At 35.0% G+C, this 24,875-nt stretch carries 17 protein-coding genes, 1 tRNA gene and 1 pseudogene; 11 read left to right on the top strand and 8 right to left on the bottom strand.

Going from position 1 to position 24,875, the window contains the following annotated elements:
* Positions 1-20 precede the first annotated feature (20 nt).
* Positions 21-1,499 (top strand): UbiD family decarboxylase, encoded by a 1,479-nt coding sequence (locus tag ABL518_RS01960; RefSeq protein WP_038198474.1) that lies wholly within the window; start codon positions 21-23, stop codon positions 1,497-1,499.
* Between the two features lie 777 nt (positions 1,500-2,276).
* Here ABL518_RS01960 and ubiA read toward each other — a convergent pair.
* The 5 genes and pseudogenes from ubiA to ABL518_RS01985 form a co-directional block, all read right to left on the bottom strand.
* A complete protein-coding gene (gene ubiA, locus ABL518_RS01965; protein WP_010963177.1) occupies positions 2,277-3,134 on the bottom strand; it encodes a 4-hydroxybenzoate octaprenyltransferase in 858 nt (285 codons plus the stop codon).
* 3 nt (positions 3,135-3,137) lie between these two features.
* Positions 3,138-3,536: a ribosome-binding factor A gene (locus tag ABL518_RS01970; protein ID WP_006279769.1), complete on the bottom strand. Its 399-nt coding sequence runs from the start codon at positions 3,534-3,536 to the stop codon at positions 3,138-3,140.
* 9 nt (positions 3,537-3,545) lie between these two features.
* Complete coding sequence (gene infB, locus ABL518_RS01975) at positions 3,546-5,870, bottom strand: translation initiation factor IF-2 (protein WP_070357031.1); 2,325 nt, start codon at positions 5,868-5,870, stop codon at positions 3,546-3,548.
* A 9-nt stretch (positions 5,871-5,879) separates the two neighbouring features.
* A complete protein-coding gene (gene nusA / locus ABL518_RS01980) occupies positions 5,880-7,442 on the bottom strand; it encodes a transcription termination factor NusA (RefSeq protein ID WP_070357032.1) in 1,563 nt (520 codons plus the stop codon).
* An 88-nt stretch (positions 7,443-7,530) separates the two neighbouring features.
* Positions 7,531-10,604: pseudogene (locus ABL518_RS01985) on the bottom strand (efflux RND transporter permease subunit).
* 175 nt (positions 10,605-10,779) lie between these two features.
* On the opposite strand from ABL518_RS01985, the gene ABL518_RS01990 reads away from it, so the two are divergent.
* Positions 10,780-11,502, top strand: a complete 723-nt coding sequence (locus ABL518_RS01990) for a hypothetical protein (protein WP_095742847.1) — start codon at positions 10,780-10,782, stop codon at positions 11,500-11,502.
* Between the two features lie 3 nt (positions 11,503-11,505).
* Here the strand turns inward: ABL518_RS01990 and ABL518_RS01995 are convergent, their stop codons facing one another.
* The gene (locus tag ABL518_RS01995; RefSeq protein ID WP_010963182.1) at positions 11,506-12,243 is read right to left on the bottom strand and encodes a glutamine synthetase; all 738 of its coding nucleotides are present in this window, start codon (positions 12,241-12,243) and stop codon (positions 11,506-11,508) included.
* Positions 12,244-12,569: 326 nt separating this feature from the next.
* On the opposite strand from ABL518_RS01995, the gene dnaA reads away from it, so the two are divergent.
* Positions 12,570-13,952: a chromosomal replication initiator protein DnaA gene (gene dnaA, locus ABL518_RS02000; RefSeq protein WP_095742599.1), complete on the top strand. Its 1,383-nt coding sequence runs from the start codon at positions 12,570-12,572 to the stop codon at positions 13,950-13,952.
* A 27-nt stretch (positions 13,953-13,979) separates the two neighbouring features.
* Here the strand turns inward: dnaA and ABL518_RS02005 are convergent, their stop codons facing one another.
* Positions 13,980-15,254 carry a metallophosphoesterase gene (locus tag ABL518_RS02005; protein WP_095742600.1) on the bottom strand — a complete coding sequence of 425 codons (1,275 nt, stop codon included), beginning with the start codon at positions 15,252-15,254 and terminating at the stop codon, positions 13,980-13,982.
* 190 nt (positions 15,255-15,444) lie between these two features.
* Here ABL518_RS02005 and ABL518_RS02010 point away from each other — a divergent pair.
* The 8 genes from ABL518_RS02010 to ABL518_RS02045 all read left to right on the top strand — a co-directional run bounded on the left by ABL518_RS02010 (position 15,445) and on the right by ABL518_RS02045 (position 23,659).
* A tRNA-Leu gene (locus ABL518_RS02010) sits at positions 15,445-15,532 on the top strand.
* Positions 15,533-15,561: 29 nt separating this feature from the next.
* Positions 15,562-16,644: a GTP cyclohydrolase II gene (locus ABL518_RS02015; RefSeq protein ID WP_010082649.1), complete on the top strand. Its 1,083-nt coding sequence runs from the start codon at positions 15,562-15,564 to the stop codon at positions 16,642-16,644.
* A gap of 72 nt (positions 16,645-16,716) precedes the next feature.
* Complete coding sequence (locus ABL518_RS02020; RefSeq protein WP_010082650.1) at positions 16,717-17,397, top strand: virB8 family protein; 681 nt, start codon at positions 16,717-16,719, stop codon at positions 17,395-17,397.
* Complete coding sequence (gene virB9 / locus ABL518_RS02025) at positions 17,384-18,184, top strand: P-type conjugative transfer protein VirB9 (protein WP_174515708.1); 801 nt, start codon at positions 17,384-17,386, stop codon at positions 18,182-18,184. Before ABL518_RS02020 ends, virB9 begins: the two co-directional genes overlap by 14 nt.
* 16 nt (positions 18,185-18,200) lie before the next feature.
* Positions 18,201-19,661: a TrbI/VirB10 family protein gene (locus ABL518_RS02030; protein ID WP_010962301.1), complete on the top strand. Its 1,461-nt coding sequence runs from the start codon at positions 18,201-18,203 to the stop codon at positions 19,659-19,661.
* Between the two features lies 1 nt (position 19,662).
* On the top strand, positions 19,663-20,655 hold the full coding sequence (gene virB11 / locus ABL518_RS02035; RefSeq protein ID WP_182309112.1) for a P-type DNA transfer ATPase VirB11: 993 nt from the start codon (positions 19,663-19,665) through the stop codon (positions 20,653-20,655).
* A gap of 30 nt (positions 20,656-20,685) precedes the next feature.
* Complete coding sequence (locus ABL518_RS02040) at positions 20,686-22,689, top strand: type IV secretory system conjugative DNA transfer family protein (RefSeq protein ID WP_095742602.1); 2,004 nt, start codon at positions 20,686-20,688, stop codon at positions 22,687-22,689.
* Positions 22,690-22,810: 121 nt separating this feature from the next.
* The gene (locus ABL518_RS02045; protein WP_010962304.1) at positions 22,811-23,659 is read left to right on the top strand and encodes a P44/Msp2 family outer membrane protein; all 849 of its coding nucleotides are present in this window, start codon (positions 22,811-22,813) and stop codon (positions 23,657-23,659) included.
* Between the two features lie 164 nt (positions 23,660-23,823).
* Here the strand turns inward: ABL518_RS02045 and prmC are convergent, their stop codons facing one another.
* Positions 23,824-24,663 carry a peptide chain release factor N(5)-glutamine methyltransferase gene (gene prmC, locus ABL518_RS02050; RefSeq protein ID WP_010962305.1) on the bottom strand — a complete coding sequence of 280 codons (840 nt, stop codon included), beginning with the start codon at positions 24,661-24,663 and terminating at the stop codon, positions 23,824-23,826.
* Between the last annotated feature and the right edge of the window lie 212 nt (positions 24,664-24,875).

Genomic DNA, 24,875 nt, shown 5'->3' on the forward strand with positions numbered 1-24,875 from the left:
AAAATTTTAAAAACTGGAATATGTACAACAACTTACGCGACTTCATCAAAGCCTTAGAAGAAAAAAAAGATCTGATTAGGATTAAGGAGGAAGTTTCAACAGTTCTTGAAATGACAGAAATTCATCGCAGAGTTTTGTCAAGCAAAGGGCCAGCGATCATTTTTGAAAATGTTATCACAGAAAATGGCAAAAATTCGATTCCAGTTTTGGTGAATTTATTTGGTACTATTAAGAGGATTGCATTGGGGTTGAACATAAATCCTGATGAACTAAGAGATCTTGGTAAACTTTTAGCATTTTTGCAATCACCTGAGCCGCCAAAAAACTTTAAGGATGCTATAAAAATGTTTCCTTTGTTGAAAGTCGTGTTATCGATGCGAAGTAAAGTCGTGAGCAAGGCTCCATGTCAAGAGGTAGTGCTAACCGGAGATGAAGTGGACCTAAGTCTACTGCCCATTCAAACATGCTGGCCAAATGAACCTGCACCACTTATCACCTGGCCGATTGTGGTAACAAAAGGACCCACGAAAGAAAAGCAAGATAATTTTAATCTTGGAATATATCGTATGCAGGTTATAGATAAAAAAACAACACTAATGCGTTGGCTTGCACAAAGAGGTGGCGCAACTCACCATAAGCGTTGGAAGGAAGAAGGCAGAGATATGAAATTTCCTGCTGCTGCTGTGATCGGTAGTGATCCTGCAACGATTATTGCTGCGGTAACTCCAGTGCCAGAAACATTGTCAGAATACCAATTTGCTGGACTACTGCGAAAGAAGCCGCTTGAGCTTGTAAATTGTAAGACTATTCCACTTCAAGTGCCAGCTCACGCAGAAATCGTTCTGGAAGGCTATGTGAGTTTGGATAGCTATCAAGACGAAGGGCCATACGGAGACCACACTGGCTACTATAATTCTGTTGAGCAATTTCCTGAATTTAATATTACTGCAATTACTATGCGCAAAAATCCAATTTATCTCAGCACTTTCACTGGCAAGCCACCTGATGAACCATCGATTCTTGGTGAAGCACTCAACGAAATTTTTGTGCCCATTCTTATCAATCAATTTCCAGAGATAGTGGACTTTTATCTGCCACCGGAAGGTTGCTCATATAGAATAGCGGTAGTGTCGATAAAAAAATCCTATCCAGGGCAGGCAAAAAGAATTGTTATGGGCATACTTTCCTTTCTAAAGCAATTTTTATACACGAAGTTTATTATCGTTGTTGATGATGATATAAATGTACGTGATTGGAAGGAAGTGATGTGGGCAATGTCAACAAGGATGGACCCTGTGCGTGATACAATCATGATAGAAAATGCACCTATTGATTATTTAGACTTTGCTTCCCCTGAAAGTGGACTTGGAGGTAAGATGGGATTTGATGCGACAAATAAAATCCCGCCTGAAACCAAACGAGAGTGGGGAAAGAAAATTGAGATGAGTGAGGAAATAGTAAGGAAAGTCGCGGAGAAGTGGGAGGAATATATGGACTAGACTTCTTGCATAAAAGCAGAAAAAAGTTTGGCGTTTTTTATAATGCCGCATTAACTGATAATTGTGATTTAAGTTCGTCACAGTGCCCTTTTTTTGTCATCCTATAGCTATACCGCCGCGGTATCTCTTAGCCGCTAACAAGTAGTGGGATGACGAGCTTATCGTCATCCTGCCGCGAACCGTCATACCGCGATTCATTCGCGGTATCTCAGCCGCTAACAAGCAGCGGGATACTTAGGGATGACCGTTGTTGTTTAGCTGTAAATATTAAGAAATTTACCAAATGAAAAAAAGGCAAAAGAAGCCCTGGGGTTATTATCCGCTTTAAAATATTGGCGTTTTTTATGTTTTAAACGCTTGACAAGCGAGATTCAGCCGCTTTTAATTGCAACTAACCTACGCTGCAAATGTTTAAGAAATTTACTAAGCAGAAAAAAAGACAAAGAATCCCCGAGTTAGCTAGTCTTTTACTATCTCTGTCGAGTATTGGCATTTTTTGATGTCTTGTAACGCTTTATAAGCGCGTTCAGCTTATTTAGATAAAAATCTAGATGTAGATGAAGTTTTGTAAAGACATACAGTATCTATATACTGCAAAAAATTGAACATAAGACGCCGATACATTAAGTAATCCTTACCTTTTAATCTGCAGATTGGCGAAAGCAAATACAATAGCTTCAGTTTCATGATAAGAGGGCTGGCGGAGTTTGTCAAGCAATTTTCGTTTCTGCGAGTACCTGAGTTTATTGACTTCATTAGAGCCAAAACTCTTGAGACCTAGGTGATAATTCTATCTAAAAGGATGCCAAAAAAGAGAAGCAACCCTACGTAGGAATTATTTTTAAATATGGACATGCATTGACTGGGATCGTCAGGATTGAAATTTTTGTATTGGCGGTGAAATATGAACCCTACAGCAAGTAGAGCAATATAAAAAATGTTATTTAATGATGATAAGATACCAGCATATAGCCACGTCATAAGAGATATTAAATAAAATCTTTTCAACCAAGATTTTGTTGTATCACCAAAATATAATGCGGTAGATTTCATCCCGAGTTTTTCATCATCTTTTTTATCTTGATGGGCGTATATGGTGTCATAGCTAAGTGTCCAAAAGACGCATCCTATATAAAACAGCAAGGATTCTATACTGATCTGGTTTGTTATTGCTGCTGAGCCCATGAGCGATCCCATATTGAAGGTAAACCCTAAGAACAATTGTGGCCACCAAACATACCGCTTTAATAAAGGGTAAGTAGCTATCATACACATTGAGATTATTCCAAGTATGAGTGTAGTTTTATTAGTTAATAATAAGATTACCAGGGCAATAGACAGTAACAGTGAAAGTAAAGCTAAAGCCTGCTTTATGTTTAATGCACCACTTGCAAGTGGCCTATATTTTGTTCGTTCAACGTGCGCATCTATTTTTCTATCGAAGATATCATTGATTATGCACCCTGCGGGTCTCATTAAAAATGCACCTATAGTAAACAAAACAAGGAGAAAAAGAACCTGATACGATAGAGAAGTTGAGGCTAAAAGAATACCGCTCAAACTGGGAAATAGCACAAGCCACAAACCTGTTAAACTGTGCAACCTCATTAATGAAAAGTAATGGTTGAAATACATTAATTAAGTGTGATTATGTAATATTTTGCTTACATTAACAAAATTATCGAACGCTAAATCAGGCTTGAAAACTAACTCAGGTATAAATCGCAAATCAACATAACACAATATAGATTTACGTATTGACCATGCAGACTGGTTCATTTCATTAACAACAGTGTTAATATCACAATTATTCTCAGAAGGATCTCCAGTGCGTCTTTTTTCTGGATCTAAGTAGTCAGCTACTTGAATATTCAATGAAGATAACACAATATATACATCTGCTTTTTTCAAATCTTTACTTAATTTTACGTCAGATACCGCTACATTTTTATTGAACACCTTACCTTCCATTAGAACTCTTGATATTGCTCTATGCAATACCGATGCTATCTTTAGGTTTCTAATTTCCTTTTTCATATCCAGCTACTATAACACCCTTTCTTCTTGCACTAATTGATAAGCTTCCAAAATATCTCCAACTTTAATATCGACATTACCCTCTAGTGATACTCCGCATTCAAAGTTTACACCTACTTCTTTAACATCATCTTTAAATCTACGTAGTGCTTTTAACTTTCCTTCATGCACCAATTTGCCACCACGCATTACCTTAATTAAAGAATCTTTTCTTATGACTCCATCACTTACGTAACATCCAATGATATTACCAGCTTTAGATACGTTAAATATTTGCCTCACAGATGCAAAGCCAACACGAACCTCTCGTGTAACAGGCTTTAACATTTTAGTTAAATACATTCTCATGTCGTCAATGAGCTCGTATATTATGTTATAAGTATGTATTTCTATACCTTTTTGTTTTGCCAAGTCCCTTATTTTTGAGTCCACTTTTACATTAAAAGCTAAAATTACTGCACTTGATGCTTCTGCAAGCAGCACATCTGAATCTGTTATCCCTCCTACTGCTTTGTGTAGGATATTTAATTTCACTTGGTCTTTACCGAGTTTATCAATTGAACTTGATATTGCTTCAATAGAACCAGTTACATCGCACTTTAAAACTACAGATAGTTCTTCTGTTTCGCTGTTATTACGACTGAATATATCTAAATTATTGTCGCCCAAATCTTCTTTCTTTTTCTTGATTAACTCTAGCCTGTATTCAACAATTTCACGCGCCTGCTTTTCAGAATTTACAACAACAAATTTATCTCCAGCATTTGGTACACCATTTAGACCAGTAATTTCAATTGGAGCGGAGGGTAGTGCTGCTTTTTCTCTTTGACCGAGGTGATTAACCATACTACGTACTTTGCTGTATGTTGTACCAACTACCAATATATCACCAACCTTTAACGTTCCTTCCTCAACTATCAATGTGGCTGATATTCCTTTCGCTTTATCTATTTTGGATTCTATTACCCATCCAAGTGCTCGACAATCTTCTATTGCTTCTAGCTTCATTAATTCAGCGATTAACAAAATCGCCTCTTCTAGTTTATCTAAATTAGTTTTCTTTTTTGCTGATACTGGCATAATCATAACATCACCACCAAGCCCTTCAGGGATGAGATCATATTGAGGCAAACTATTAATTATTTTTTCTACATCACCAGGCTCAGATTTATCAATTTTATTAATAGCAACTATAATGGAAACATTTGCTGCTTTTGCATGATTTATTGCTTCAACTGTTTGTTTCATGATTCCATCGTCAGCTGCAACTACTATTACAACTATATTAGTAATATTGGCACCACGTGCACGCATCGCAGTGAACGCTTCATGTCCTGGTGTATCAATAAAGGTAATTTTTTGCTTATCTTTTGTCGTTATTTGATAAGCACCTATGTGTTGAGTTATGCCACCTGACTCTCTTTCTGCAACATTAGATTCACGAAATGCATCGAGCAATGAGGTTTTACCATGATCGACGTGTCCCATAAAAGTGACGATTGGTGGTTTAGGTTTTTTAGGCAGGCTTTCTCTGCCTTCTATAAAAAATAAATCTTTTTCTCTGTTGGTATCGCTCACTCGTTTAGCCGTATGATTAAATTTTTCCACTATTTCACATGCTATATCTGGATCCACCAGATCATCTACTCTATAACTCTCACCGACTTCTTCTTTGAACATTTTTAGCACACTCTTGCTATCTTCTGCCATGCGAATAGATAACTCCCTGATAGTTATTTTGTCTGGTATAATAACTTCTCTTGATATATTTTTACCCTTAGTAAACTTTGACTTTCTACCTCTTATACCAAACCTTTGCTTAAATACAGGGGGTTGTTCAGTTTTTTCATCTATTGCCTGTGCAATTACCAGTTTAGAATGCTTAGAATATATATCTTTGTTGACTTTAAAAGACTTTTTATCGTTGTCCTCATGGTCAATACTATCTTCTTTTGGTTCAACTAAGTGGGTATTACTTAAAACTTGCTTATTTATTTCCTTAGATAAAGCGTCCGCTTCATTTTTCTCGTCAATCTCTTTATTGCTGTCTTCTTTTGCTGTTTTCTCTTTTTCTTCTCTCTGATTTCTTTCTTTCAGCAAAGCAGCATTCTGCACAGCATTAATGCGAAAAATTTGTTCTTTCTCTGTTAAAGAACATAATTTACTCTCGTCAAATAAATTATGTTCTTCTGCATCATGAGATTTTTTTCTTCTTTTTTTTACTACTGTAGCTCCAGTACTTGGGCTAGCTGAAGAGTTTAAATTGAGGTCTAATTTAAGCTTGCTTAAACCTTGGAGCGTTAATTTTTTATCACTGATATCTTCATTATTCATATTATTTTATTATATTAATCCAAGCTTTTTACGTGCTTCTATGATTATTGAATCTACTGTATCTTTTAGATCTTCTTTGCTATCGGATGAGGAAGAGAGTATGCTGCAAAACTCATAACTTGATAAATCTGCTATGTCCTCTAAAGTCTTAATATCATGCTTACTAAGAGCAATTTTATTGTCTATTGATAAAGTTAAATTGATTACATCATCCTCCATACCTAAACTTTTTAGCTCTTCTATTTTTCTATCATTTTCTGCTTTCAGGTACTTATTTGCTCTATTGTGAAGTTCGTTTGCAATATCTTCATTAAAGCCCTCTATTGAAGCAAGCTCTTTAATTGAAGCGCTAGATATGTCTTCTACACTTGAAAAACCTTCTGTTACCAATAGCTGACCCATAATCTCTTCTAAGTTTAAAGCTTCAGCAAATAAAGCTGAACATTGACTAAGTTCTTTACTTCGCCTTTCTGATTCTTGCTGAGTGCTTAATATCTCAATTTTCCATCCAACAAGCTCTGAAGCTAATCTTACATTCTGGCCCTTTTTTCCTATCGCTAAACTCAATTGATCTTCAGCAACTATTAACTCTATGCAATTTTCATTTTCATCAATAATAACCTTCGATACTTCTGCAGGAGTAATGGCTTTAATAACGAATTGACCCAAATCTGAGGAGTAATTTATAACGTCAATTTTTTCACCATTTAATTCGTGTATAATAGTTTTTATTCTATCTCCCTTAACTCCAACACAAGCACCTACTGGATCAATGTTCTTGTCGGGAGAGAAAACGGCAACCTTAGACCTTGAACCAGCATCTCTAGCTATACCTTTAATTGTCACTAATCCGTCAGCAATTTCTGGTATTTCTTGATTTAATAATGCCTCCAAAAAGCCTTCATGAGTCCTAGAAAGAATAATTTGACGTCCATCATCAGAGCGCTTAACAGTCTGTATGTAAGCTTTAACCTTATCACCTTCACGAAATGATTCACCACCAGTTAAATTTCGCAATGGAAGATATGCCCTAGTGCCATTTATGTCTATAATAAGATCTGAATATTCTACTTGTTTAACAATACCATACCTTATTTCTCCCACTTTATCTTTAAACTCCTCATATTGCTTTTTTGACTCTTCATCTTTAATTACTTGAGCAATCTTTTGCTGGGCAATTCTTGCTGAAGCAAGATCAGTGTTAAGAGAGAGCAATTCACTAACAGTATCTCCAACTTTTGCATCTCCTTTTATTAATTTAGCTTGTGTAAGCGTAATTGATTCACACTCAGTATTCTCTTTTTCATTTGATTCATCATCAATAACTTTTAGTTTTCTATATGAAGTAACTTTGCCTGTGTTTCTATCTATATCAACTACAATTTTACTTTTGCTACCATATTTTTGATGAGCCACTGCTTCTATAGCACTTTCTAGTGCCTTTATTACAACATCAAAATCTAAACCTTTTTGAAGTGAAAGCTCTCCTGCTGTTTTTATTACATCAAGGCTTCCAACTATGTTATTCTTGTTACTTTTCTGCTTAACACTGCTTTTACGATTAGCAATCATAATAAATAAATCCAATGTAATTAGTTATAATTATAGCTCCAACGGGCAAAGAACACTATCTTAAATGTTAAATGATTGCTAATTTAAGTCAAGTTTTTTCATGTTTTTGTATAACAAGCAACGCAGGAGTAAAGAATAAAGTTAAAACCGTTGCAGCCAATATTCCACTTGCTATGGTTGTTGAAATGTCAACCCACCACTGGCTTGATGGAGCATCATATGTGATTTGTAGCGTAAAAAAATTGATATTTAACCTGGTAATCATCGGTATTAAACCAAGAACTGTGGTTGCAACGGTAAGCAATATTGGCCTAACGCGAGAAATTGCAGCGTTTATTACACATCGCTTGATGTCATTTTTGTGTACCTTAATTTGATGATGAAAGGCATCAAGCAATAGTATGTTATTATTCACTATAATTCCTGCCAAAGCAATTATCCCCACTCCACACATAACAACTACGAAAACTTGTTGGATAAGAAAGAAAACAAAAAACACACATGTTGTGGATAAAAACACTGCTGTCATTACGATAAATGTATGGTATACATTATTAAACTGTGTCACTAATACCAATATCATTAGTGTAATCGCTAATATAAAAGCCTTTAACAAAAATGCTCCTGATTTTTGTTGATCTTCTTTGTCGCCTTTAAAATCAATTTTTACTCCCTTGTCCCAATCCTGGGCAATAGAATTCTGAATGAACTTTACTCTTTCATCAACAAGATAGCCAGTATCAACGTCAGCAGAGATTGTCACTGTGCGTAATCCATCAATCCTGTTTAGTTTGTTTACCTTTTTTCGGGAGCATATTTTACTATGTTGCTCATAGGATACGGGCCATTAACTGTATTGATAAAAAGATTGTCTATAGTCTTCATATTGCGGTCCTTTCTGGGGAAACGGAGTACAATATCGATTTCTTCATCCGTGTTATTTGGTCTATATTTTCCAATCAATACTCCATTTGTAACCATCTTTATAAAATCGCCAATGGTTGCAACACTTACTTCAGAGCTTGTAGCCTTACTCTTATCAACACTCATATTCCACTCTATTTCAGGTGCTGATCTGCTATCTTGAATATTTATAAACCCGGATGAAGGTTGGTTCATAATTTCTAGAATTTTCTCTGCTGCTAAATTCAAACTGGATACACTCCCGCTGAGGTTAATTTGTATTGGCTTGTCAGCCGACGGTCCTGGCTTTTCCTCTTGAACATTAATTATTATTCCTTTCATGTCTTGCACACTGCTCCTTATATCATTTAGTATGTGCTTAGCTTTGCGCCTGAAGCGCCAATCCATAAGTTCTAGTTGTATTCTGGCGATAACGTTGTCTGAAAATGCTCCTGATCTAGCATAAGAAACATGAATTTCTTTTTCAATGCTCAAAATGCGTTCTTCCACTTCTTTGAGTATCAGATCTCGTTCTTTGGCTGATAAGCTTTCTTTTGCTTTAACACTGATTAAAATATTATCTGAATCCACTTTCGGAAAAAACTTTACTCCAGGACCAAAAGTAAAGTACAGCACACTAAATGAAAACAAAATGAATACAGTAGCACATACGAATTTTTTAGGATGATCCAAAACCTTCTCTAGCATGCGTACGTAAGCTCTTATTATAGGCCCAGCATTTTTTATTTCACCACTTTCTATAGCACTCATTTTTTTTATTTCTTTTTTTGAAGTTATCGAAGGCTTACCAAATATTGCACCAAGTGTTGGTATAAAAACCAAAGCCATAATGAGCGATCCAGTCAAAGTTAGGATTATTGTAATTGGTATGTACTGCATGAATTTACCAACAGTATCAGGCCAGAATAATAGAGGAAAAAACACTGCTAATTTAGTTAACGTTGATGATAGAACCGGATAAAACATATCACGAACTGAAGTGTAAAAAGCTTCTACTTTGTCCATTCCGCAGATCATCTTTCTATCGGCATATTCGCTGATCACAATTGCATCATCAACCAGCATGCCAACAGCCATAATTAAACTGAAGAGCACAACGATATTTAAGGTTATACCCATAAAGTAAAGAGCTATTATCCCAATGAGAAAGGAACCGGGTATCGAGAGTGCCACAAGAATAGCAATCCTTGTTCCCATAGAAAGCATCATTATGATCAATATTAACAACACAGCAAATATTATGCCGTTTTCCAAGTCATCAAGCACATCGCGGACGTTTTTTGACTGGTCGTTTAAGTACACCACTTTTAAATTTTCAGGTAATTGATCTTTTGCCTTATCCATTAAGTATTTTACTTGATTTACTGTGTCTATTATGTTTTTTCCGTTACGTTTTGAAATTCCTAGCACGACACTAGGTAATCCATTAATGTGAGCAAATCCTTGGTGATCCTCAAACCTAGGGTATACTTTTGCTATATCTTTGATTCTCAAAACTGCATCGCCTTGAGATCTAATAGGAATATTCATAATATCTTCTATATCTTTTAATAACCCTGATATTTTAATCGAATATTTACCGGTATCATTTTCCAGTGACCCAGCTCCCACTAGTCTGTTATTGCTTGATATAGCTTGGAATATTTCGTTTGATTGAATGTTATATTTTGTTAGAACTGTGGGCTCAACTATCACTTCCACTGTTTCTTTACGCATACCTGCCACTTCAACTTTGAGAACATTTGGCAGAGATTCTATTTCTTTCTTTAGCTTGCGTGCTATTTCAGTTAAGGCTCTTTCTGGCAAATTACCAATTAAGCCGACATTGAGTATCGGAAATAAGCTCAAGTTTATTTCATTGATTATCGGAGATTCCGCTTCAACAGGTAACTTCGATTTTATGTTTGAAAGCTTTGAACGGACATTATCGAGCACTTCTTTATTATCATACTCTGTTCCAAATTCGAGTATCATGTGAGCACCATCATTAGTTGCAAAAGCTCTCAATTCTCTTACACCTTCGATGGATCTTAGTTCATTTTCTATAGGAAGCACTAATAGCTTTTCACTATCTTGAGCAGAAATCCCAGGAAGTCCAACAAACACGCTGATTATAGGAATCTGTATACCAGGATTGCTTTCCCTTGGCATTTTTACATAAACGTATGAACCGAAGATAAAAATTACTATAAGTAATAATACCACCGCCCTGTTTCGCTCTATGAGTAAGCTCTGCATGTTGAATGTTAGCTGAATATGTGCGTTTGTACAATATTATAGTCGAGATACATTGCATATTAATTAATCCTTGTGTAGCTTTAAAACTTTACGCAAATAATTAAAATTTTTGCAAAATTGCAAGTATAAGAAAATTTCTGTATAATAATTCTAGAGCAGTATTTGAGAGGTTATTATGGTGGCAATTCTAAATATAACAAAAGGCAAAAATAAAGTTATTGTGTCTGGATTAGCTGGAGCTTTATCAGCTTTAATATTTTTAACAGCAATCCACATTGCCGCAAAGATAGCCATTATCGTTTCTGCTGCTGCAGTTACTTACTTATTACTTTCGCTGATTCATAAAATAAGAACTAAAAAAGAACAGCCTGCTGAAATTACTGGTGTTTCAGGAGATGAAGGTGAAGAAAAAGGTACCGTAAAAGAACCAAAAAGAACTGAAACTGAGCTAGCAGAAGAAATAATAAGGAAAAGAGCAGAAGAGCGCATGGAGAAAGGATCACTTGGTGGCCCTATAAATGCGTTTGGCGAACCAATTCTTGATGAATTTAAGAACACTGAAGGCAGTCATTCTGCTGATTATACAAAAACTATGGTAGTACCTGAGAAAATTATTCTTGACATGTCAGATGATAGAAATCCTGCACAAAATAACTCTAGCTCTATAAAGAATCAGATGAAATCTCTCCCTGAACACATGGATGTATCTGGTAATCCACTTCCTGAGCAGCCACCGAGCAACCTTACCAATATAGGGCTTGGATCATCTAAAAGTACGCAGAAACTATCTGCTACAGACTTGCTATTACAGTATGGGAATGTAAATAATGATGTGAGGAAAGTGCTAGAATGGCCAATTACCTCAAAGGAGTTTAATGGGTTAGGGTTTAACAGGTAGTTGCTATATCAAACTCTCCATCTTATATTGAGGATCAGATGCAATGCCATACACTCTATTTGGCGGAGCAATTTTGTTCTCTATACCAAAAACTATACCTTCAATTATTGCTGTGAGTACTTTTTCAAGGTTACAATCTGTTCCAGGAACACGGTGCTCTAGGCGGCATCTTTTGGAATCGTTGCCAAAATAGGGAATTCTTATCGCAGCAGTTCTGTTATTTACTCCCCAACTAATCGTAGTTGGAGTGTGAATATCCGGATACTGAAATCTTAAATATGAATCATCATTTGGAGCAAAAAACAACATATGTTTTTTCATCATTGCACATAATCCACCAATACTATGAATCAGATAGTCACTGTACTTTTGCTCATTGATATAAAATAAGTTACCGTTATTTGAATTCACGAGATTAACATGCACATTTAATGCACTGCCTGCTCTATCCAAATAAGGCTTTGCTTTAAAAGAAACATTTCCACCTAGTTTTTGTGCTGTTTCAGTAAGTGATTGTTTTGCTAACTCAAAATGCTTAATTAAATTGTAGGAGTTCGTATAACAACCACTTTTTATCTCATACTGATGTGTAGAATTCTCCTTCTCGCAAGAAAATTCAAGAGATGCTATTTTATTTTTGATGCTATTCAGAAATAAGTATTCTTTTTCTATTCCTTCAATGTAAAACTCTAGTTCAATACCGAATACAGCATAACAACTCAAATTACTTAATATAATCATAAATTTGCTTCAGTAAATCTATATTAGGTTAGCTATATTTATATGAATACTTTACTTATTTGCCAGTAAATTTAACATCTTATTTATACATAATGTATTACTGTTTTTAATAGCATGCTTCTAATCCTCGATACAAGCGACATTTACAAATTTTTCATTTTTTTGAAATAAAAATGATCAATTTTAATGTTTTTATACCCTTTACAACCCATCAAAAAATCACCATAATTTTTAGTATGTATTAAGTAGTATTAGCTTTTCATTTTGCAGTAAGCTATTGATTATCTTATATTTTTCTAATTATTGCTTTTTTCTTGGTGTGGTATATGAACTTAACTAGCCCTAAGGTTTCTACTATGTTTTTTGATCAGATTATTACAGTAACGGATCACAATGTTACTTGGGAAAAAATCCAAAATTGTCTTTATAATCTTTATGGAGAAGCAACATATAATAGCTGGCTGAGTTCACTAAAATTTGTCAGTAGCAGAAATGGGGAAGTTCTTTTATCCGTGTCAACAAGGTTTATAAAAGAGTGGATTACAGTTCATTACATGAAAAAAATATTATCATTATGGCAAAGCGAAGATAAAAGTATACGTTCTATTGATATTCAAGTAATTAAGGAGAGGAATTCAAATTTTAATGTTATACTAAAAAACAGAGAGGAAAGTAATCATAATCTTGGTTCGCCGCTGGATCCAAGGTTCACCTTTGATAATTTTGTAGTGGGAAAGCCAAATGAATTAGCATTTACGGCGGCAAAGCGTGTGGCAGAATCTATAGATCCAATATTAGGCAGCAATCCTTTGTTTCTATATGGTGGAGTGGGACTTGGTAAAACACATCTAATGCATGCTATAGCTTGGCACATAGTCAATTCCCCATCAGCAAAAAGAAAAGTGGTGTATTTATCAGCAGAGAAATTCATGTACCAATATATTACAGCGCTGCGAAGCAAAGATATTATGTTATTTAAAGAGCAATTTAGATCAGTAGATGTATTGATGGTAGATGATGTGCAATTTATCAGTGGTAAAGATAGTACACAAGAAGAATTTTTTCACACTTTCAATGCATTGATAGACCAAAATAAACAATTGGTTATATCAGCTGATAGGTCTCCTAGTGATCTTGATGGAGTGGAAGAAAGAATAAAATCACGACTCGGTTGGGGGTTGGTGGCAGATATTAATGAAACAACTTTTGAATTAAGGCTTGGTATATTGCAGGCAAAAGTGGAGCAGATGAATATGTATGTTCCGAAAGATGTCCTAGAGTTTTTAGCAAGGAACATAAAATCTAATATAAGAGAATTAGAAGGAGCATTAAATAAGGTTACCCATACCTCATTAATTGGAAGAAGTATGACGGTAGAATCAGCTAGTGAAACCCTAATCGATCTTCTTAGGTCAAATCATAGGTCAGTCACAATAGAAGAAATACAAAAGAAAGTAGCTGAATTTTTCAATATAAAGGTTGCAGATATGCAATCCAATAGAAGGCTTCGCAGTCTTGCAAGGCCAAGACAAATAGCTATGTATTTTGCCAAAAAATTTACGCAAAAAAGCCTACCAGATATTGGGAGAAACTTTGGTGGCAGAGACCATGCTACTGTTATACATGCAGTAAAACAAGTAGAAAATTTTATAAAGACCGACTCAAAATTTGCTGATGAAATCAATCGATTAAAAAAAATGTTTAAGTAGCGTTTTTAAAATAGCTAATAACAAATCCTAAAATGAATCGACTATAGTTTTAATCCGTTTAAGTTTAAAATCTTCTGTTAGCTTCGCAGAATACATTTCCTTATTGTGTTGATTATAGAAGGTAAATTCGTGATCATCTAAATTTAGTATTGCAAAGCCAAAGCCAAAAAAGTTTCTAACCTCGTGTGCTAAGTAGTTTTTACCATTTGAATAGTCAAATTCTACATTTTGATAAACAGATTCTTGATCTTGAGCGTGTAATGATGCACCACCGTTTCCAACTATAATTTGGTCTGGAACATTATCCATTAATAAAATCTGGGCTATATGAATGTGGCCAGAAACTATGGTAGTAACATTGCTTGGAAATTTATCTCCAAAAGCTTCGATTTGTGTAAGATTACCATGGCTTTTTAATGTCAAAAATTCTTTTTTTGGAGATCTCCAAAGCGGTTTATGAGTTAAAAACCACATGGGCTTGTCAGAACTATTTTGTATCAATTTATCAAATTGCCTCTCAAAAGCATCAATTGTGCTTTGGGTTGTAAAAATATCCTCACCGGATGAAGAGTCGAAGATAAAAAATTTCATCGGTCCAGCATCTAAGGACCAACTAGAAACGAAGTTTCCACATTTTTCAGACGAAAAGGGGTATGAATCTAGATACCTGAACCATCCTTCATAAGCTCTATCACAACTCTCATGGTTTCCACGAACAAAAAGGAAAGGGGATTGTGATAAAATATCCTTTGCAGGCTCAAACCAATCAGCGTACCAAACTTCTTTATTATATCCATAAATATCGCCACACTTTTTTGTATTTCTACATTTTGTTTGTCTATAATGATAATCACCAACATGGATAATTAAATCTGGTTTATGAAGGGCGATTGAATCTAAATTTTTTTTTAAAGGCCAGCTATCTACCGAATTACATTCCTGCTGAAATAACATATTTATTCTACAGCCCGTGTCACCAATGAAAGCAATTTTATTAACCTTTTTTGGTAATATAGGAACCCGTAGATCCTCAATACTAATGTTTTTGGCACTTGTTTGTACTGTCAGTTCACAAACTGTTTCGTTATGACCACCATTGTTAATTAAGCTGCGATTCAGCATTTCTGTTTCCTCGCCATCAACATAAACAATGGGACACATGTCATTGTCCGTAATTGCGCGTATGCTTAGTTTATTTTCTGGGATAACTTGAGACCATGTGTATAATATTTGTGCATGGACGAAATGAAAGCTAGTTATAAGAGAGAGAGCTAAAAAAATAAAGATATTAGCTATATTCATTTGTATAAAAACCTAAGTTAAAAATTAGTAGTAAGGTTATCTTAAATGATTAAAATTTATAATCACAAAATTCATAATCGAATTATACAAACAATTTCTAAATTATTCTAGTATCAGATTGACACTCTAGATGAAAAATTCTAAAATGATTAAGTAATTTAAAATAATTATATAAAAACTAGAATATAGTGCGGCCGTGGTGGAATTGGTAGACACGCAGCGTTGAGGTCGCTGTGGCTCATAAGGCCTTGGAAGTTCAAGTCTTCTCGGCCGCACCAGTTTTTATCGCTGTTTAATATGGGTAAAAATGTTTATAGGAAATCAGAGTAGCAATAAGGTAGAAAGAGCTATCAGCGAAATCAGGCGCGGTCGGCCAATTGTAATATATGATGAAAGTAATTACCTATTGTTTGCTGCTGCTGAGGCTTTAGAAAGAGATTTATTTAATCAATACAAGCTTACATCAAGTAATGTATATGTTACTTTAACTTCAAGTAAGGTAAAATACATATCTCAGAATAAAGAACATAACAGCAAACGTCTGTTGGTGAATAATTTTGATGAACTGCTCTATTTAATAAACTGTTCAAAGGAAGATTGCATAAAAGAGTTGCAATGCTCAAAGACAATAGATGAATGTGCTATTGCCTTGCTTAAGTTCTCAGAATTATTGCCATACGCGTTAGTGGCTGATATGACTTTTGAGAATAACCATGAAATGCGAAATTGGTGCGAGAAAAATGACGTTATTGCACTGGACACGTCATTCATAAATAATTTTCAAGAAAATCAGGATGTATATGAAGTGTGCAAAACATCATTATTTTTAAAACAGACTCAAGAAGTAAATATCATATCTTATAGAACCGAAAGTGGTGGAAGAGAACATCATGCAATTATCATTGGCAATCCAGATAAAGATGACGAACCATTAGTGAGAATTCATTCTTCGTGCTATACGGGTGACTTGTTAGATAGCTTGTCATGCGATTGCAGAAGTCAGTTACATCAAGCAATTCAAATGATAGCTGACTCTGGAAGTGGTATTATATTGTATTTGATGCAAGATGGAAGAGGCATTGGTTTAACTAATAAGTTAAGAGCGTACAGTATGCAAAGAGGACATAATCTTGATACTGTTGATGCAAATAGAATATTGGGTTTTGAAGATGATGAAAGGAGTTTTGCTGTTGCAGCTAAAATGCTTAAGAAATTGAACATTAACAAAATCCAATTACTTACAAACAATGATAGGAAATTGTCAGAATTGGAAAGTAGTGGTATAGGAGTTACAAAGTGTCTACCACTTATTGTGGAACGTAATAAATATAACGATTCATATATGGAGACAAAGTTTGGTAAATTAGGCCATAGATTAAGAGTTTTTTAGCTTTTTTGCTGTAACTACTTTGTTAATTTGCTATGTTTATTAACATAAGTTAAGATTTTTAGGAATACTAAAATGCTAAGATTTTTTAAGCGAGAAAAAAATACTGAATCCTTAGATAAGGATATAAATTGGAATTCAAACCGCTACAGCACAGTTATTGCTCAAAGGAATATTCTACTTTTATTTGCATTAATATTATTAGCAACGATCTCTATCAGCATATTAGTCATATTTAAAATTAGCACAAGTAGCACTATTGAGCCATTTGTTATAGAAATTGACAAGAAATCAGGAATAGTGCAATTGGTTGATCCTGTCACAGTAAAACAGTATTCTGCAGATGAAGCGCTAAACGATTATTTTATTTCAGAGTATATAAAAGCAAGGGAGGTTTTTGATCCATATCATTATAATTATAACTATTATACAAAGGTGAGGTTGTTTTCCTCACCTGATGTGTATAATGAATTTAGAAATTATGTAGGATCGCAGAATATGGATGATCTTTTTAATTTATATTCAGATACCAAAAGTGAATTTAAAATTCGCTCAATTCAAAAGTTGGGTAACGATGCTCTTCAGGTGAGATTTTTTGTGGAATTTACACGGAAAGATGGAAGTTCTACGAGAAAAAATAAGATAGTTATTATGTCATATAGATATGCATCGCTTGAAATGGATGATCAGCAAAGATATATTAACCCATTAGGATTTCAAGTTATTTCATATAGAGTAGATGATGAATATGTATAGGATATTATTAGTTTTAGCTTTACTTGTAAGTGGCAATTTAAACGCATCCATTAATTATAATGAGCCTATTTCTATAGATAGTAGAATAAAGACTTTTGTGTATAGCCCTAATGAAGTATTTACGGTGGTTTTTAGTCAGGGTTACTATTCTTATATTGAATTTGCGGAAGGAGAAAAAGTTAAAAATATCGCTGTTGGTGATGCATCAAGTTGGAAAATTAATCCTTATGATAATAAATTGCTTATCATGCCATTTGAAGTTAGTAGTCGCACTAACATGATTATTACGACAACTAAAAAAAGAAATTACATTTTTGATTTAATCTCAAGGCCAAACTACGATAAATACCCGGATACTGATGCTAAGAAAGTAGATCACGATTATTCTGCTGAAAAGGATATATCTTACGTAGTACGTTTTTATTATCCTCAAGAAGAAGGTGAATTTGATGTTGATTTAGATGAGGTTTCTTTACCTACTCAAATGCAATATACTACAGACAAGCTAGAAAAAATAATACAAGAAAATGATACGAAGTACAATTATACATATATTGATGAAGGTGGTAATGCGGATATAGTTCCGATCGAGTTATTTGATGATGGTTATTTAACCTATTTAAAATTTAGAAATAATAATAAAATACCTCAGGTTTTTGTAGAAGGGGAGGATAAACCTTGTAAAAGGCTGTTATTTGATGATTATGTTATAATAAAAGGAGTACATAAAAAGCTATTTATGCGTTATGAAGATGGTGAAGTTGAAATTATAAATAGGTCACTTTAGCTGTGGTACATGCAATATGAATAAAGAAAGGCGTAACAATTCAGAAGATGAATCAGAAATAGAGAATAAGGTAGTAACAGTTGGCTCTAATCAAGGTCATAGGGCATTGATGGTCATTATTTTAGTGCTTCTGGCTGGTGGAGTGTATTATCTCTATTTTAGTCCTTCTCCTAAAGAGGGTTCAGAAGTTATTAAAAAAGAGGAAACAAAGCAAAACGTTCAAGAATTGAAAGGAAAGTTGGAACAAGTTCCAGATAATGTAATGGTTCCTGAAAGAATAATAACTGATCCCTTACCACCCTTACCTCCTCTTCCTACACCACTAATCATACCAGAAATAAAACAAATTAGAAAAGAAGAAGTGATGAAAAAAGAAGAAGAGAAACCAAAAGAAACTCCTGTGTCAAATATACCTATTTTGCCAAAGCAAAATTTTCCTTCTAGTAATGTTATGGGCAATTTACCTACCTCGTTTCCTACAATAGGGGGTGGCGGTTATCCTAGAGACAGACGTAGTGCACAGATGTTGACAATTTCAGGTGGTAGTGGAGAGAACAAGGCTGCTGATGCTATTTTATCCGACACTTCAGCACAATCGAGCAAAGCTACCAGAGTAGGAAAGCTTGGTTTAATGATTACTCAAGGTAAAATTATTGATGCTGTTCTTGAAACTGCAATAAACTCTGATCTGCAAGGAATGCTGCGTGCTATGGTGAGTAGAGATGTTTATGCAGAAACTGGTGATACAGTTTTAATACCTAAAGGCTCAAGATTGATAGGCAGTTATTCATTTGACTCGAATGTTGCTAAATCTCGTGTAAATATAAACTGGAATAGAGTGATTCTGCCACATGGAATAGATATTGCAATCTCATCACTTAGTACTGACGAGCTTGGTAGAGCAGGAATAGCAGGAATAGTTGATAACAAAATAGTAAGTGCGTTATTCTCTTCGGTGACACTTGCTGGTGTTTCGATTGGTTCTGCTGTTATAGGGCAAAAGGCTTCTAATCTTGTTGATACGCTAACTGTCAGAGATGCAGTAAAGTCTATCACTGCAACCGAAATAGATTTTTCTTCTCTCCAACTCATTATTGACCCAGAAAAGAAGATATCTAGTGACAAATGGAAATTAGGCCTTGGGGCTATCGGAAGAATTCGGAGTGCCAAAAGCAGACAAGATTTACTAAAAATAATGAAAGAGGAAATAGCAAAAGCACTAGGAATTGAAGAAGACGAGGTAAATATAAGCCTGGAAATTGTAAATCAACTGTTAGAACAAATTCAAAGAAAAAGCAAGTCTGTTTATGATGAAGCAATCGGGAAATCAATCGAGGATTTTTCTAAAGATATGCGGGATGTAGTGGGCAGATATACAGATAAAAAACCAACTATTTATGTTGATCAAGGCACTGCATTGAAAGTATTTGTTAACCAAGATATAGTATTTCCTCCACAGGCAATATTAAATCAATGAAATGAACTATGCTGCACTTGATACATATTTGGAGCCATTACAAGGCATATTTCAAGAAGAAGGCGTAAATGAAATATCAATAAATAAGCCAAAGGAAGTATGGATTGAAAATCGCGGTGAAATAAGGTGTGAAAAATTAGAAGTATTCGATCTTAACCATTTGAAATCTCTTGGCAGACTGATTGCTCAAGCTACAGAACAAAAACTTAGCGAAGAAGCGCCGTTACTTTCGGCAACATTACCAAATGGTTATCGTATACAGGTAGTATTTCCGCCAGCATGTGAACCTGATAAAGTAGTCATGTCGATTCGTAAGCCTTCTAGCATGCAGTTAGCACTCGATGATTACGAAAAAATGGGGGCTTTTTCTGAAACTGTTACAGAAGCAACTGATAATCCAGTTGACCGTCATTTGGATTTATTGTTAAGGCAAAAAAAAATAAAAGAGTTTTTAGAATACGCTGTAATAAGTAAGAAAAATATTATAATTAGTGGTGGAACTTCCACTGGTAAGACTACTTTTACTAATGCTACTTTGCGTGCTATTCCAGATGAGGAAAGAATTATTACTGTTGAGGATGCAAGGGAAATCGTTTTGAACGATCATCCCAATAAAGTCCATCTAATTGCCTCTAAAGGAGGGCAGGGCAGAGCAAAAGTAACCACTCAAGATTTGATAGAAGCGTGCTTACGTTTAAGGCCAGACAGAATAATAGTTGGTGAGCTCCGTGGAGCGGAAGCTTTTAGTTTTCTTAGGGCGATAAATACTGGTCACCCTGGATCAATATCAACCCTTCATGCGGATAGTCCAACAATGGCCCTTGAGCAAATAAAACTGATGGTTATGCAAGCAAACCTTGGCATTCCTCCAGACCAAATTATACCATACATTAGAAATGTGATTGATATTGTTATTCAGCTAAAAAGAACCGGTGGGGGCAAAAGAAGCATTTCTGAGATATTATTTACTAGATCTGCGAGCGAAAATGCTTAAATTTATACATAAGTTAAGGAAGAGTAGTTTATGAGTAATAGAAATCACCTACGTAATATTCTCATAGGAGGTGTAGTAGCTTTTAGCGTACTTGAGTTTTGCTTCTATCTATCTGGTATATTGTTTGTTCTGTTTGCTGATGGTCCGGATGCTGTGGATTTTAAGGCAATTAATCCTAGTTTGACGCCTTTCCCTCAAGCTCTTTGGCCAACGATTTTTGATCATATACAATATTGTTGGCATCATCCAGAGTTATATAGCCTTGAGCTCAAAATCACATTAATTATATCTTCTGCACTGCCTATCATTGTTTTAATGATTATCTTATGGAATTTAAGAGAAAGGATAATTGAGTGGCGACCATTTAAAAAGAAGGAATCACTTCATGGAGATTCGCAGTGGGCATCAGAGAAAGACATACGAAAAGCAGGATTAAGAAGCAAAAAGGGATTATTGCTTGGTAAAGATAAAAGAGGATACTTCATTTCTGATAGGTTTCAGCATGCATTGTTATTTGCACCTACAGGTTCTGGTAAGGGTGTTGGCTTTGTAATTCCTAATTTATTATTTTGGACTGACTCGGTAATTGTACACGACATAAAATTAGAAAACTATGAAATAACAAGTGGTTGGCGAGAACGACAAGGACAAAAAGTATACGTATGGAATCCAGCGCAGCCAGATGGAATAAGTCACTGTTACAATCCATTACAATGGATTAGTGAAAAACCTGGGCAGATGGTTGACGATGTGCAGAAAATAGCTAACCTAATCATGCCTGAACAAGACTTTTGGCAGAATGAAGCAAGAAGCTTATTTGTTGGAGTGGTATTATACTTACTTGCTGCACCAGAGAAAGTTAAATCTTTTGGTGAAGTTGTGCGTACGATGCGTAGTGATGACGTGGTTTATAATCTTGCTGTTGCTCTTGATACAATGGGTAAAATACTACACCCTGTAGCATATATGAATATTGCAGCTTTTTTACAAAAAGCTGATAAAGAAAGGTCAGGTGTTGTATCAACCATGAACTCATCACTTGAATTGTGGGTAAACCCATTGATTGATACTGCAACTGCGTCAAGTGATTTTAATATTCTAGATTTTAAAAAGAAGAAAATTACAGTTTATGTTGGTTTAACTCCTGACAACTTGACTAGGCTCAGGCCTTTAATGCAGGTTTTTTACCAACAGGCAACTGAGTTTTTATGTAGAAAATTGCCATCGGATGACGAGCCTTATGGCGTATTGTTTTTAATGGATGAGTTTCCTACACTTGGAAAAATGGAGCAATTTCAAACAGGTATTGCATATTTTCGTGGTTATCGAGTTAGGTTATTCTTAATTGTTCAAGATACTGAGCAGCTCAAAGGAATATACGAAGAAGCAGGGATGAACTCCTTTTTGTCAAACTCGACTTACAGAATAACTTTTGCAGCCAATAATATTGAAACAGCTAATTTAATATCGCAACTTATAGGAAACAAAACTGTACAACAAGAATCGTTGAATAAGCCTAAATTTTTAGATTTAAATCCTGCTTCAAGGTCATTACATATCTCTGAAATACAGAGAGCATTGCTATTGCCTCAAGAAGTTATTATGTTGCCACGTGACGATCAGATAATTTTAATAGAGTCGACTTACCCAATTAAATCAAAGAAAATTTTGTACTACAGTGATACCACCTTCACAAGAAGGCTGCTCAAACAAACTCGTGTGCCTACACAAGAACCATATGACCCAAACAAAGTTCTTTCTGCCGCTGCGAGCAAAGATAAGGTTAATAACGAGGGGAATAATGTTCTTGAGGGACCTAATTCAGTTGATTATCCTGCTGAAACTAAAACCGAAGATGCAGTATATGATGAATCAGATGAATTTGCAGACGAAGATATTGATGATGAAGATATCGACGATAAGTTTGAAGATGATGACGAGGAAGATGAGGATAGGAGCGATGATGGGTTTGATGACGAAGAAGAGGAGGATGAATTTGAAGATGAGGATAAATTAAAAAATGACGAGAAGTAAGGTTAACTTTGCCTATTTTTAGCTCAGAAAAGTGCAAGTTATGCAAATAATTAGGTTTTTCATATTAAGCCATTTTTAATTAATTAGTATTAGATTAGCTATTTTAACTAGGGGAGTAGTAATGATTAGTAAAAAAACATTAGCGGTTACAGCATTTGCTTTATTGTTGTCACAACAATCTTTTGCAAGTGAAACAGAAGGGTTTTACTTTGGTAGTGGGTATTACGGTCAATATTTAAATAACACAAGCGTACTAAAAACAAGCACTACAGGTATCAAAAATTTGTCTATAAATGACAGGGGTGCTCAGAACACAGAAGGTCAGTCACTAAGTGAGTATAAGGGAGATTATAATCCACCTTTTGCTGCAAATGTGGCATTTGGTTACACAGGGGAATTGGGTAACAACAGCTATAGGGCTGAATTGGAAGGGATGTATTCTTCTGTAAAAGTGGATAATATTGGTTTAACAAGTAGCCAAATAACTGTTTCATACCTAAAGGAGACTGGTGAGGATCCTGATAAAGAAACTTATCTCTATAGTGCTGCAGTTAGTCATGACCAAATTGAGAACATATCTGTAATGGCAAATGTTTATCATCATTGGAAAAGTGACCGTTTCTCTTTTTCTCCTTACGTTGGTATTGGGATCGGTGCAACAAGAATGACGATGTTTGAAAAACCGTCAATAAGACCCGCAGGTCAATTAAAAGCTGGCTTTGACTATCGCATAAACGAAGATGTAAATATGCATATCGGATATAGAGGTTTTGGTGCTATTGGTAGCGATATTAAGCTTACAGCAAAAAGGTTAGGACAAGTGGTAGACGACCCTAATAATGATAAAAAAAAGAAGCTTAATCCTAGCTCAGGTAGCAAAGTAACTGAGGAAATAAATATAGGTAATCAACTATTTCACACACACGGTATAGAGGCTGGTCTTACTTTCCATTTTGCCAGCAAAGCTTAAACATGTTGCCCTTTAAAAAATGCATAAAACCGTTCCTGTCGTCCTATGGCTTGACCATAGGATCTAGTTAAATATAGATCCAAGTAGTCACGCTACTTGGATGACTAGGTAGAGGGTACTGGGATGATATAGGATAATATGGGATGAAGGCAAAAAAACATTAGCTATGTTCTTTTCACAACAATGCATCTCTTCATTCCCGCTAAGTCATATACATATTCCTGAAAAGCTAATTCGTATGAGGGGATTATTTTGTCAATATTGCTTTGATCTTCACCTATCTCCAATATCGCAAACCCATTTTTTTTAAGGCACTTTCTCAATATTGGAAAAATGCTCAAGTAACAGCTCAAACCATCAATACCACCATCAAGGGCAATTCTTGGTTCCTTTTGCACTTCAGCTTGCAAGTCTTTCAATTTGCTTCTTTTAATATATGGAGGATTACTGATTATAAGATCGAATGAACCTCTGCACTCTGTCCACGAACTTGGAAATATTTTGGCTCTGCTGAGAAGATCATGTTTTTTTGTGTTCTGATAGGCAACTTTATATGCTTCCAAGCTTTTTTCAAAACCGACGCCAACAGCATATTCATACTCACTAAGTACGGATATCAATAAACAACCTGTGCCTGTACCAAAATCTGCAATTTTTAGTTTCTGTTTTTTGTTTGGGTAATATTTTAACACTGCTAGGATTATTGTTTCACTATCTGGCCTTGGATCTAAAACATGCTGGTTAACTATAAAATTTTTACTCCAGAATTCACGATTACCTATTATTTGCGATATTGGATATCTTTCCGCTCTTTTTTTTGTTAATTTCCAAAATAAAAGTTCTTTCTCCATCGGCACTTGATCAGCATGGTTCACAATTATAAATGATCTTTCCACTCCAAGTACGTGCTGCATGATGATTTCACAATCTAAATGTGGTGATTCAACTTTATGTGACGATAATAACTCCGATCCTTCTTGAATTAAAGTGCTGATTGTTTTCATTATTCTAAAAATATGTTTCTTTCAGCCAAAAATAGCAAGATGAGCTTCCAGTTTAGGGTAGCTGCACTAAATCCCAGTGTCAAGCACGCAGCTGTACGAACATTGCAATTTGCAGATCCAAGTAGCTTGACTACTTGGATCCAGCTAAGTTGGTGAGCATAAAAGTATAGCTAATGCGAGCTTTACGTCATACCGTCACGGTATCTCTAGAT

It is taken from the genome of Wolbachia endosymbiont of Drosophila willistoni, from assembly GCF_040084705.1.
Lineage (GTDB): Bacteria > Pseudomonadota > Alphaproteobacteria > Rickettsiales > Anaplasmataceae > Wolbachia > Wolbachia pipientis.